The 11,772-nt window shown below is 55.9% G+C and carries 10 protein-coding genes; 2 read left to right on the top strand and 8 right to left on the bottom strand.

Annotated features, from left to right (window positions below; genetic code table 11):
* Positions 1-3: 3 nt before the first annotated feature.
* The gene (ybfE, locus tag OGY62_RS07425) at positions 4-297 is read right to left on the bottom strand and encodes a LexA regulated protein (protein ID WP_012133315.1); all 294 of its coding nucleotides are present in this window, start codon (positions 295-297) and stop codon (positions 4-6) included.
* 128 nt (positions 298-425) lie between these two features.
* A complete protein-coding gene (ybfF, locus tag OGY62_RS07420; protein WP_049009846.1) occupies positions 426-1,199 on the bottom strand; it encodes an esterase in 774 nt (257 codons plus the stop codon).
* Positions 1,200-1,396: 197 nt separating this feature from the next.
* On the opposite strand from ybfF, the gene seqA reads away from it, so the two are divergent.
* Both seqA and pgm read left to right on the top strand, forming a co-directional pair.
* Positions 1,397-1,942 (top strand): replication initiation negative regulator SeqA, encoded by a 546-nt coding sequence (gene seqA, locus OGY62_RS07415; protein ID WP_047458147.1) that lies wholly within the window; start codon positions 1,397-1,399, stop codon positions 1,940-1,942.
* Between the two features lie 24 nt (positions 1,943-1,966).
* Positions 1,967-3,607, top strand: a complete 1,641-nt coding sequence (gene pgm, locus OGY62_RS07410) for a phosphoglucomutase (alpha-D-glucose-1,6-bisphosphate-dependent) (RefSeq protein ID WP_012133312.1) — start codon at positions 1,967-1,969, stop codon at positions 3,605-3,607.
* Between the two features lie 89 nt (positions 3,608-3,696).
* Here pgm and potE read toward each other — a convergent pair whose 3' ends face one another.
* The 6 genes from potE to kdpC form a co-directional block, all read right to left on the bottom strand.
* Positions 3,697-5,016, bottom strand: a complete 1,320-nt coding sequence (gene potE / locus OGY62_RS07405; protein WP_012133311.1) for a putrescine-ornithine antiporter — start codon at positions 5,014-5,016, stop codon at positions 3,697-3,699.
* Positions 5,013-7,211 carry an ornithine decarboxylase SpeF gene (gene speF / locus OGY62_RS07400; RefSeq protein ID WP_024130539.1) on the bottom strand — a complete coding sequence of 733 codons (2,199 nt, stop codon included), beginning with the start codon at positions 7,209-7,211 and terminating at the stop codon, positions 5,013-5,015. The genes potE and speF overlap by 4 nt, the downstream gene beginning before the upstream one ends.
* A 256-nt stretch (positions 7,212-7,467) precedes the next feature.
* On the bottom strand, positions 7,468-7,572 hold the full coding sequence (speFL, locus tag OGY62_RS07395; protein ID WP_114149115.1) for a leader peptide SpeFL: 105 nt from the start codon (positions 7,570-7,572) through the stop codon (positions 7,468-7,470).
* Between the two features lie 278 nt (positions 7,573-7,850).
* Complete coding sequence (gene kdpE, locus OGY62_RS07390; protein WP_115609492.1) at positions 7,851-8,528, bottom strand: two-component system response regulator KdpE; 678 nt, start codon at positions 8,526-8,528, stop codon at positions 7,851-7,853.
* On the bottom strand, positions 8,525-11,203 hold the full coding sequence (gene kdpD, locus OGY62_RS07385) for a two-component system sensor histidine kinase KdpD (RefSeq protein ID WP_286459444.1): 2,679 nt from the start codon (positions 11,201-11,203) through the stop codon (positions 8,525-8,527). The genes kdpE and kdpD overlap by 4 nt, the downstream gene beginning before the upstream one ends.
* Positions 11,203-11,769: a K(+)-transporting ATPase subunit C gene (gene kdpC / locus OGY62_RS07380; RefSeq protein WP_110494533.1), complete on the bottom strand. Its 567-nt coding sequence runs from the start codon at positions 11,767-11,769 to the stop codon at positions 11,203-11,205. Before kdpC ends, kdpD begins: the two co-directional genes overlap by 1 nt.
* Between the last annotated feature and the right edge of the window lie 3 nt (positions 11,770-11,772).

Raw genomic sequence — 11,772 nt, 5'->3', positions numbered from 1 at the left:
TTTTCAGACTACGCCCTGGCCGCGCAGCGCTGCCAGTTGAGTCATCAGCATCTCTTCGATGAGTTCGCTACGGCTCATATTGCGGGATTCGGCCAGCTCGTTCAGCGCATCGACAGCCTCAGCGTTGAGTTTCAGTTCGACACGCTTAAGGCCACGTACTTTGTCGCGTTTTAGCTGGTTACGCTTATTAATGCGCAGCTGTTCATCACGCGAAAGCGGATTGGTTTTGGGTCGTCCCGGGCGACGCTCGTGTGCGAACAGATCTAATGTCGTACGGTCCGTTTGTTCTTTGGCCATGATTTTGGTGACTTCGGGGAAACAATCAGCCAGGCGTCTGCCCGGATGGATAGCGCGCCATCATACATCAGCAAGGCAGACACGCCAACGCCCGCGGACGTAATCGCGCGCGGACGCTGAGTTTTTAATCAGTTGGCCTTATCTGCCAGATAGCGACGAATGGCGCGCAGCACCGCATCAGGTTTTTCCGCGTGAACCCAGTGGCCCGCTCCGGCGATGACGTGCGCTCGCGCCTGAGGGAACTGCGCCAGCAGATCGTGACGATATGCTTCGGTCACATAAGGCGAGTTGCCGCCGGGGATAAATAACGCCGGGCGATCCCAGGCTGGAATGGTCTCCCAGCCCACAATATGTGGATACTGTTCCCACAACACCGGTACGTTAAAGCGCCATTCGCCGTCGATAAACGATTTCAGCAGAAACTGGATGACGCCTTCTTCTTGCAGATGTTGACGCATAACGGTGGCGGCCTGTTGACGGGTTTCGGCGCCCGCGTCGGTGACGGCATTGATGGCGGCGAAGATTTCATCATGGCGGCGAACGTGGTAATCGACCGGCGCGATGTCGATCGCGACCAACTGGTCAATACGCTCCGGCGCCAGCGCGGTGAGCGCCATTACCGCTTTACCGCCCATGGAGTGGCCGATAAAGGTGGCTTTCTCAATGCCTTCGGCATCAATGGTATCCAGTAAGTCTTGCGCCATTGCCGGGTAGTCCATCACCGGATCGCGAGGGGAGAGACCGTGGTTGCGCATATCAACCTGAATGATATCGTGATCGGTCACCAGGTCGCGCGCCAGCACGCCGAGGTTGTCCAGGCTGCCAAACAAACCGTGAACGAGGACGATGGGAGAATTATTGTGCAGGTTTTGTGCAGTTTGCGCTCGGATATTCAATTTCATGGCAAAGTTCTTTTTTTCGCTCTGTCGGGTTAGGGTATTATGTTGACTATTCTGCCACAGGGCTGCAACAACTACGGTTTACTCCGAGTTTTTCCGTCAGCCAGGTTTGACGCTATCCGCTGTTGGAATTTGCCTTTACACTACGTGCAGGTAATCCCAACGACTTGTATTCAGATAAGACACCGCACTGGATTAAGATGAAAACGATTGAAGTTGATGATGAACTCTATAGCTATATTGCCAGCCACACCAAGCATATTGGCGAGAGCGCATCCGACATTTTACGGCGCATGTTGAAGTTTTCCGCCGTATCACAGCCTGTCACTCCGGCGGCGAAAGAGGTTCGCGTCGCGCAACCTGCTATCGTGGAAGCGAAGCCCGTCAACCCCGTAAAAGATAAAGTCCGCGCCATGCGTGAACTGCTGCTTTCCGACGAGTACGCGGAGCAGAAGAAAGCGGTAAACCGCTTCATGCTGGTGCTGTCTACACTCTACTCACTGGATAATCGCGCGTTTGCCGAAGCGACGGAGTCGTTGCATGGCCGTACGCGCGTCTATTTTGCGGCTGATGAACAAACGCTGCTGAAAAATGGTAATCAAACCAAACCGAAACATGTGCCCGGCACGCCGTATTGGGTGATTACCAACACCAACACCGGCCGTAAATGCAGCATGGTTGAACACATCATGCAGTCAATGCAATTCCCGGCGGAATTGATTGAGAAGGTTTGCGGAACAATTTAATCCTTGCATTAAAAGGACCAGGCAATGGCAATCCACAACCGTGCAGGTCAACCTGCGCAACAGAGTGATTTGATTAACGTCGCCCAACTGACGGCACAGTACTATGTACTGAAACCCGAAGCAGGGAATGCAGAGCACGCCGTGAAGTTCGGTACGTCCGGGCATCGCGGTAGCGCAGGTCGTCATAGTTTTAACGAGCCGCACATCCTGGCAATCGCCCAGGCGATTGCGGAAGAGCGTGCAAAAAACGGTATCACTGGTCCTTGTTATGTGGGCAAAGATACCCACGCGCTGTCTGAACCGGCATTTATCTCTGTACTGGAAGTGCTGGCGGCGAACGGTGTTGATGTCATCGTGCAGGAAAACAATGGCTTCACGCCAACGCCTGCCGTTTCCAACGCTATCCTGGTTCACAATAAAAAAGGCGGCCCGCTGGCTGATGGCATCGTGATCACGCCATCTCACAATCCACCGGAAGACGGCGGAATTAAGTACAACCCGCCAAACGGCGGCCCGGCGGATACCAACGTCACCAAAGTGGTGGAAGACAGGGCCAACGCGCTGTTGGCTGACGGTCTGAAGGGCGTGAAGCGTATCTCTCTGGATGCGGCGATGGCCTCAGGCCACGTTAAAGAGCAGGATCTGGTGCAGCCGTTCGTTGAAGGGCTGGCGGATATCGTCGATATGGCGGCGATTCAGAAAGCGGGTCTGACGCTGGGCGTCGATCCGCTGGGCGGTTCCGGTATCGAATACTGGAAGCGTATTGCTAAGCACTACAACCTGAACCTGACTATCGTTAACGATCACGTTGATCAGACGTTCCGCTTTATGCATCTCGACAAAGACGGCGCAATCCGTATGGACTGTTCCTCCGAGTGCGCGATGGCGGGTCTGCTGGCGCTGCGTGATAAGTTCGATCTGGCGTTCGCCAACGACCCGGACTATGACCGCCACGGCATCGTGACTCCGGCTGGGCTGATGAACCCGAACCACTATCTGGCGGTAGCGATCAACTATCTGTTCCAGCACCGCCCGCAGTGGGGCAAAGAGGTGGCGGTCGGTAAAACGCTGGTCTCTTCTGCGATGATCGACCGCGTGGTGAACGATTTGGGGCGTAAACTGGTGGAAGTGCCGGTCGGCTTTAAATGGTTCGTTGACGGTCTGTTCGACGGCAGCTTCGGCTTCGGCGGCGAAGAGAGCGCCGGGGCGTCTTTCCTGCGTTTCGACGGCACGCCGTGGTCTACCGATAAAGACGGCATCATCATGTGCCTGCTGGCGGCGGAAATCACGGCCGTCACCGGGAAGAACCCGCAGGAGCACTACAACGAGCTGGCGGCTCGCTTTGGCGCGCCGAGCTATAACCGTTTGCAGGCAAGCGCAACGTCTGCGCAGAAAGCCGCATTGTCTAAGCTCTCTCCAGAAATGGTGAGCGCCAGCACGCTGGCGGGCGATCCGATCACCGCGCGTCTGACGGCGGCGCCGGGTAACGGCGCGTCGATTGGCGGCCTGAAAGTGATGACCGACAACGGCTGGTTTGCCGCGCGGCCTTCTGGCACGGAAGACGCTTATAAGATTTATTGCGAAAGCTTCCTCGGCGAGGAACACCGCAAGCAGATCGAAAAAGAAGCGGTTGAGATTGTCAGCGAAGTGCTGAAAAACGCGTAAGTGCGGTTTGTGTGCCGGGCGGTACTGCGTTTGCCCGGCTACAACAACGATCGTAGGCCCGGTAAGCGTTAGCGCCACCGGGCTTTTTTTTAACCGTGTTTGTTTTTCAGCTCAAAGCGCGGCGATACCAGTCCATACAGCGTCCAGCCGAGGAAGGTCACGATGGAGCCGTACAGCATCGCTTCTTCACCGGAGGAATACAGCGCGTAGAAGCTGTACAGCGCACCGATGAATGCCACGAAGTTCGCCGTTTTGGCTTTTGACGACGGAACATTTGCCACTTTCTGAATGATCACCAGCGCGGCCATCGACAGAATGTACGGGATAATGTTTGTTACCACCGCCAGGTTAACCAGCACGTTGAACTGGCTGTTCAGCGATGGGCTGATGGTCATCAGCGATAATCCGCTCTGGATAATCACGATGGTCAGCATCCCCTGAACCGGCGCATCCACTTTCGTTACGCGAGAGAAGATTTTCGGGAAATATCCTTCATCCGCCGAGGATTTGAAAACCTGGGCGATAGTGAACTGCCAGCCCAGCAGCGAACCGCAGCAGGACATCACCATCAACGCCATGATCACTTTACCGACTTCCGGGGTAAACATCTGTGCGAACGCCAGACCGAACGGCGCGGTGGAGTTGGCCAGATCCATGTTTGGTACGATCCCGGCAATCACGTTGGTGGAGATGATGTAAATCACCGCTGCGCCCAGCGTACCGCCTAATACCGCAATCGGTACGTTACGCTCCGGGTTTTCCACCACTTCGGCGTTGGCACAGGCAGATTCCAGACCGAGGAAGGCCCACAGCGTCATCGCAATAGAAGAACCGACGGCGGTGAAGAACGGTACGTGATGCGGGTTCCAGGAGTTGGCGTATAGCGTCGGGCTAAACCAGAACCAGCCGATGATGCACAGACCGACAACCGGAATAATCACGCCCCAGACGGTGATACTGCTGATTTGCCCGGTAATGCGCGCGCCGCCGAAGTTGGCGACGGTGCACAGCCACAGTACGCCGATGGTTGCCAGACCGATCTGCACCGGTGACAGCGTGGCGCCGAATAACTCGGTGCCGTAGCCGACGGCGGAGATGGCGATAGCGACGTTGGCAATCAGCAGCGAAACGCCATAGGTGTAGTTCGCCATAAAGTTGCCGGACTTACCAAAGGCATACTCCGCGTAGCCGCCCATGCCGCCGGATTTACGGCTGAACATCCCGCATTTGGCGAAAGCCCATGCCAGCGCCATTGAACCAACGGCAGTCACCAGCCACGAGATGATCGAGATGGTGCCGACCTCCGCAAGTTTGGTGGGCAGCATGATAATCCCGGAGCCCATCATATTGACCATTGTCAGGATGGTGAGCTGAACGACGCCCATTTTATTGGATTTGGCTTTACTCATAATTTTTCCCCTTTCAGCAGGGTGTTCTGTGCTTCGCGCGGTTTAATGACGTAGCACCACACCTGTTTACGGCCGTCGTGTTCTTCGATGTAAACGCCCTGTAGTTCAGGCGCAAAGCCCGGCAGCAGGTTGATCCCTTCTTCCAGCGCGCTGAAATAACGCAGCACCGCACCGCCCCAGATTTCACCCGGAACAACGCACAAAACCCCTGGCGGATACGGAAGCGCGCCTTCTGCCGCGATCCGTCCTTCTGCGTCCGGCAGGCGAACCAGTTCGACTTCACCGCGCAGATAGGCGTAGTTGGCGTCCTGCGGGTTCATGCTGACGCGTGGGAAATGGGATTTACGGAACATCTCTTTTTGCAGCTGTTTCACGTTATGGCGTGCGTACAGATCGTGCATCTCCTGGCACAGCTGACGCAGGGTGTAGCCGGCATAACGCGCTTCATGCTGCTTATAAATTGACGGCAGAACGTCAGCCAGCGGCGCATCGGCTTCCAGCAGTTTCTCAAAGCGCACCAGCAGGGCGACGAGTTGCTGCAATTTCGCCATATCTTCCGCTGGCGTCAGCAGGAACAGGATCGAGTTGAGATCGCATTTTTCCGGTACCACGCCGTTTTCACGCAGGAAGTTGGCAAGGATGGTCGCCGGAACGCCGAAGGTGTCGTATTCGCCGTTGCGCGCATTGATGCCCGGCGTCGTGAGCAGCAGTTTGCACGGATCAACAAAGTACTGGTGTTCGGCGTAGCCTTCGAAGGCATGCCAGTGTTCGCCCGGCACAAAGTGGAAGAAGCGCAGGTCGTTTGCGATCTCCGCCGTGGGGTAAGACTGCCACGGTTTGCCGTCGATCAGTTCCGGCACAAACGGACGGATGTGATGGCAGTTATCAAGGATCAGCTTACGAGCATTGATGCCATTCGCCACGCAGTCCATCCACATGTTACGGCCACCGACGCCTTCGTGCATTTTGGCGTTGATGTCCAGGGCGGCGAACAGCGGGTAGAACGGGCTGGTGGAGGCGTGCATCATGAACGCGTTATTCATACGTTTATGCGGCACATAGCGAGACTGACCTTTGATATGGCTGTCTTTCTTGTGGATCTGCGAGGTCTGGGAGAAACCGGCCTGCTGTTTGTGAACAGACTGCGTGACCAGGATACCCGGATCGTTCTCGTTCAGATCCAGCAGCAACGGCGAGCAATCGGCCATCATCGGAATAAACTGCTCGTAGCCGACCCATGCGGAGTCAAACAGGATGTAGTCGCACAGATGACCAATCTTATCCACCACCTGACGGGCGTTATAGATGGTGCCGTCGTAGGTGCCTAACTGGATCACCGCCAGGCGGAACGGACGGGCGTCTTGCGCGCGTTGCGGCGCCACTTCGCTGACCAGTTCACGCAGATAGTCTTCTTCAAAGCAGTGGGCGTCGATCCCGCCGATGAAGCCGTACGGGTTGCGCGCGGTTTCCAGATAAACCGGCGTCGCGCCCGCCTGCAACAGCGCGCCGTGGTGGTTCGATTTGTGGTTATTACGATCGAACAGCACCAGATCGCCTGGGGTCAGCAGCGCATTAAGTACCACTTTGTTTGACGATGAGGTGCCGTTCAGCACAAAGTAGGTTTTATCGGCGTTGAACACTTTCGCGGCGTGTTGTTGCGCGATGCACGGCGCGCCTTCATGGATAAGCAGATCGCCCATCGCCACGTCGGCATTACACAAATCAGAGCGGAAAAGCGTTTCGCCAAAGTACTCAACAAACTGGTTCCCTGCGGGGTGACGGCGGAAGAATTCACCACCCTGATGCCCCGGACAGTCAAATGCGCTGTTGCCCTGGTTTACGTAGTCCACCAGCGCCCGGAAGAACGGCGGGCGCAGTTGCGTTTCATAGTGGCTGGCAGCGGTCTCCAGTTGGCGGCCATAGAAGGCGTTACGGGCTTCATTATGTTCGAATACGCCCGAGATCCGCGGCAGATATTCTGCCGGAACGCGCTCTTCATTTTGTGTCGCGATAAACACGGGAATACCGTAGCCCGTCGCATCAATCTCATCGAGTTTACCTCGTTCAATATCATTGATGGATAACACGATAGCGGCAACATCAATGAAATTACTTTCATCAACATTAACGATACTGCGCTGTGTAGAAAAACAATCAGGGCAGGAACGACTGACGGCAATTTTTAATTCAGACATTTTCATCTCTTTATTTTCAGGTAATAGCAGGTCCTCAATTTCTCGAATGAGAAACTGATAGCTCCGGAAAAAAAGCAATATGACGCCACTGATAAATAAATCAGTAAATTGCTTTTTAGAAGATGCAATAAACCCTAACCTTTCCGGTCACAGGTAAAACAGGGTTATGCAGTGTGAGCACCACGAGATACAGGCGTTAGCCTGCGATACAAGGGGTCAGGAAGACCTGTATGCTGGAGTGCCCTTAGTCGAAAGACTAACGGGCATTAAAGAAATGAAAGTCGAAGCTGTTACGGTGAGCAAACATCATAATATGAGTTGTCCGCCTTATATGGGGCATTGTACGGCTATTATTTTCCATTTTGGTTACCTTTACTGGATAAGTGGAAGGTGAGGGTATTTTATCCAGGAAATGAGCCTGATCTGTGAAGAAGATCAATAAAAAACGATCATTTCTAAAATATTTAGTCGTTGTTTATGCATATCACACGATAAGATATCGTATTGTTGTTTATATGTTATGAGTTTGTGTTTTTATATTTTTTAAGGAATGAGCTTACACTGCAAAATACATTATTTGCAGTGTGGTTAATGATAAAAATGATATTTAGGAATTAATTAAAAAAAATGAATAACCATTCATGGCATAAAACGATAACCGATTCCGGTTTCGGTAATGAAATGGCGGGGGCGGGCGGGATCTTTCTCCAGTTTCTGTCGCAGGTGACCCATATAAATACGCAAATAGTGACTGTGCTCGACGGCGTTCGGGCCCCAGACCTGGTTCAACAGCTGGCGCTGGGTGAGCACTTTGCCCGCATTATTCAGCAACACGGCCAGTAGGCGAAACTCAATCGGCGTCAGGTGAATTTCTTCTTCATCACGGTGGATAAGGTGTGCTGCTAAGTCCACTTTTATGCTGGAAAACTGCACGATGGGGTCAGGAGAAGGGCCGCTGGCGTGACGGCGCAGCGCCACGCGTAAGCGCGCCTGTAGTTCGCCAATGCCGAAGGGTTTACTCAGATAGTCATCGGCGCCCGCATCCAGCGCAGTGATTTTATCGCTCTCCTCGCTGCGAGCAGAAAGCACAATCACCGGAATTGCGCTCCATTGTCGCAGGTCGCGAATAAAATCGATGCCGTCGCCGTCAGGCAGGCCAAGATCAAGAATGATGAGATCGGGTTTCCGCGTGGCGGCTTCCAGCAACCCACGGCTTAGCGTCTCTGCTTCGTACACGCGCAGCCCGTCGCTTTCCAGCGCGCTGCGCAGAAAGCGACGAATAGCCTGTTCGTCTTCAACAATCAGAACGTTGGTCACATATCCTCATGAAAATCTTCAAGTTCAGGTGCAGTTTCCTGCGGGAGTGTAACACGGAAACAGGCTCCGCCCTGCGGGCGATTGTGGGCGGAAATCGTTCCACCGTGCACTTCAACAATCGCCTGGCAAATAGCCAGCCCCAGCCCAACGCCCGGTACGGCAGACTCTTTATTTCCCCGGGCAAATTTGTCGAAGATGCTTTTCTCCTGCCCGTCAGGAATGCCGGGGCCATTATCCCAGACGTCAAGCTGAAGATGTTCGTCTTCAACATGGGCATCAATGCCGATCTCCGCCTGTGAACCGGCGTATTTGACGGCGTTTTCCAGAAGGTTGATCAGTACCCGTTCAAACAGCTGGCCGTCAACGTGTACCAGCGTCAGCGGCGCTGGCAGCGACAGGTTAATGGGGTGGGATAGCCCCGGCTCCAGCATTTGCAGGGCGCTGCCGACAACCTCTTCAAGCGTCAGCCACTCTTTTTTAAGATTAAATCCACCGGACTGAATGCGCGCCATGTCCAGCAGGTTATTCACCAGTCGGGTGGTGTTGAGTATGTGCTGGCGGATTTCGCTGGCCTGGCGCGCATGCGGCGATCCTTCACTTGCCAAATCCAGGGTTAAAATCTCCGCCTGACCAAACAGCACCGTCAGCGGCGTGCGCAAGTCGTGGGAGAGGGCGGCGAGCAGGGCATTGCGAATGCTTTCGCGCTCGCTGGCGAGTCGGGCCAGCTCTTCACTGGCGGTAAGCGTCAGACGCTCCAGCGCGCTGGCGACCAGCAAGGTGAATGTTTCCAGTAGCCGCTGTTGCTCCGGGATCATCAACTGGCGAAGATTCCCCGGCTCGACCACCACCAGTCCATGCGTTTTATCGGCGCTTTTTAACGGTAAAATTTGATACGGCACGCCGGGCAGGGTATCTGTGCCCGCCCCGGCCGGCTGGCCTTTGTCAAAGCTCCACCGGGCGATGGCGTCATCCCACGGCGTTATGCCCTGCTGGTGGGTCAGCGTGCCGTTTTCATCCGGCAATAACACCTGGCTGCGGGCCTGAAACGTGGAGGCGATAAACTGTTCGCTGGTGGCGGCGATATCCTGCCTGCTTCGCCCCACCGCCAGCGCTTTGGACATCTCGTACAGATGGCGCGTGCGCTGTTCCCGATAGCGGGCAACCCGCGCCTGATAGCGCACGCCCGCCGTCAGGTTACCAATCACCAGCCCCACCGTCAGCATCACGGCGAAGGTCAACAGATACTGCACATCGGAAACGGCAAGCGTGCCGCGAGGAGCAATAAAAAAGAGATCGAAGCTGGCGACGTTAATAAAGGTTGCCACTACCGAGGGCCAGCGCCCATAAAACAGAGCGATAATCACCACGCCCAGCAGATACAGCATCACCAGGTTAGCCGCGTCAAAGGCGACCATCCACTGTACGGCGATGACGGTGGTCACTGCGCAAAGGGCGATCGCGACCAGGCAGCCCTGTATCTGCACCCGCCACTTATCTTTGAAGGCACGGGTATCCGGTGTCTGATTCAACGGGCGAGTCGGGGGATCATCAAGGGCGACGACCACCTGATCGAGATCCGGCGCCTGTTTCGCCAGGCGATCGGCAAACGAATCTCTGCGCCACCAGCGTCGCGTTGCCGGACGCCCCAGCACAATTTTGCCAAGATTATGTTCCCGGGCGTAACGCACAACCGCTTTTTCTTCGGCGGGATCGGAAAGCGTGGCGGTCTCTGCGCCCAGCTCCTGCGCCAGACGCAGGGCGCTCAAGATGGCGCGCCGCTGCTTTTCCGGCAGGCGATGCAGCGCCGGGGTTTCGACATACACCGCGTGCCAGACGCTGCCGAGGCGGGCAGCCAGCCGCGCGGCGGCACGCACCAGTTTTTCACTGCCGGTGTTGTGCCCGATGCACAGCAGAATGGCGTCGCGGGTATGCCACACTTTCTCTTCGCCTGGATGGCTCCGCCAGGCGCGCATTTGATCGTCCACCCGGTCGGCCGTGCGGCGCAGTGCCAGTTCACGCAGGGCGATCAAATTGCCTTTGCGAAAGAAGTGCTCAATGGCGCGTTCAGCCTGGCCGGCAATGTACACCTTGCCCTCTTTCAGACGCGCTCGCAGATCGTCAGGCGGCAGGTCGACCAGAACCACTTCATCGGCGGCATCGAAGAAGGGGTCTGGTACGGTTTCACGAACCTGAATGCCGGTCACGCCGCTGACCACATCGTTGAGGCTTTCCAGGTGCTGGACGTTGACGGTGGTAAAGACGTCAATACCCGCTTCCAGCAGCTCTTCGATATCCTGCCAGCGTTTAGGGTGGCGCGAGCCTGGCGCATTACTGTGCGCCAGTTCGTCCATGAGAATAAGCGCCGGGCGACGGGCCAGCGCCGCGTCAAGATCGAACTCGCTGAGATGGCGTCCGTGACGCGTCTGTCGTTTTAGCGGCAGGATGCTGAGGCCGTCCAGCAGCGCAGCGGTCTCTTTACGCCCGTGGGTTTCCACGACACCCGTCAAAATATCCAGCCCTTGCGCCCGCAGTCGCTGCGCCTCAGCCAGCATCGCCCAGGTTTTCCCGACGCCTGCGCAGGCGCCGAAGAAGATTTTCAGTTTTCCCCGGTGTGGTGCGGCGGTCTGTTCCAGCAGGCGATCGGGGTCAGGGCGTAGCGGTTCTTCATTAACCATCAGAGCTTATCCAGCGCTAAATTGAGTTCCACGATATTGACCACTGGCTGGCCGATAAAACTCACCAGCGGCTTTTGCGTATATTCTGCGACCAACTGCGTCACGGCTTCAACGCTGAGATTTCGCGCTTTGGCGACGCGCGGGATCTGCCACGCCGCCGCTGCTGGCGTCAGGTTATTGTCCAGCCCGCTGGCGGAGGCGGTGAGCAGCTCCACCGGAATCGTCGTGCTGGCGTCCGGGTTAGCGGCCCGCAGCGCCTTCACCCGCTGCTGCAACTGGTTATCCAGCTCCGGGTTGCTGACCGCCAGATTACTGCCGCCGGAAGCCATGGGATTATAGGGTATTTCCGCCGTTGCTGACGGGCGTCCCTGAAAATAGCCGTCGGCGGTAAAATTCTGCCCGATAAGCGCAGAGCCGCGCACGAGACTGCCATCAACAATCAGTGAACCGTTAGCCTGATACGGGAACCACCATTGCCCCAGCGCGGTGGTAAGCAGCGGGTAAATGCCGCCGGTTAGCAGCGTCAGAAACACCAGCGTTGATAATGCAGGACGTAATCCACTCATTAT

Origin of the sequence: Citrobacter sp. CK198 (genome assembly GCF_030333295.1) — a bacterium.
GTDB lineage: Bacteria > Pseudomonadota > Gammaproteobacteria > Enterobacterales > Enterobacteriaceae > Citrobacter_B > Citrobacter_B koseri.
Note: the sequence above shows the minus strand (reverse complement) of the source record. Positions and strands in the feature narration are given on the sequence as shown.

What these genes read in the sequence shown, in the direction of transcription:
- speFL (WP_114149115.1), bottom strand. Translation starts at nt 7,572, where the DNA reads ATGGAAAATAATAGCCGTACAATGCCCCATATAAGGCGGACAACTCAT.
- kdpC (WP_110494533.1), bottom strand. Translation starts at nt 11,769, where the DNA reads ATGAGTGGATTACGTCCTGCATTATCAACGCTGGTGTTTCTGACGCTG.
- ybfE (WP_012133315.1), bottom strand. Translation starts at nt 297, where the DNA reads ATGGCCAAAGAACAAACGGACCGTACGACATTAGATCTGTTCGCACAC.
- ybfF (WP_049009846.1), bottom strand. Translation starts at nt 1,199, where the DNA reads ATGAAATTGAATATCCGAGCGCAAACTGCACAAAACCTGCACAATAAT.
- speF (WP_024130539.1), bottom strand. Translation starts at nt 7,211, where the DNA reads ATGTCTGAATTAAAAATTGCCGTCAGTCGTTCCTGCCCTGATTGTTTT.
- potE (WP_012133311.1), bottom strand. Translation starts at nt 5,016, where the DNA reads ATGAGTAAAGCCAAATCCAATAAAATGGGCGTCGTTCAGCTCACCATC.
- seqA (WP_047458147.1), top strand. Translation starts at nt 1,397, where the DNA reads ATGAAAACGATTGAAGTTGATGATGAACTCTATAGCTATATTGCCAGC.
- kdpD (WP_286459444.1), bottom strand. Translation starts at nt 11,203, where the DNA reads ATGGTTAATGAAGAACCGCTACGCCCTGACCCCGATCGCCTGCTGGAA.
- pgm (WP_012133312.1), top strand. Translation starts at nt 1,967, where the DNA reads ATGGCAATCCACAACCGTGCAGGTCAACCTGCGCAACAGAGTGATTTG.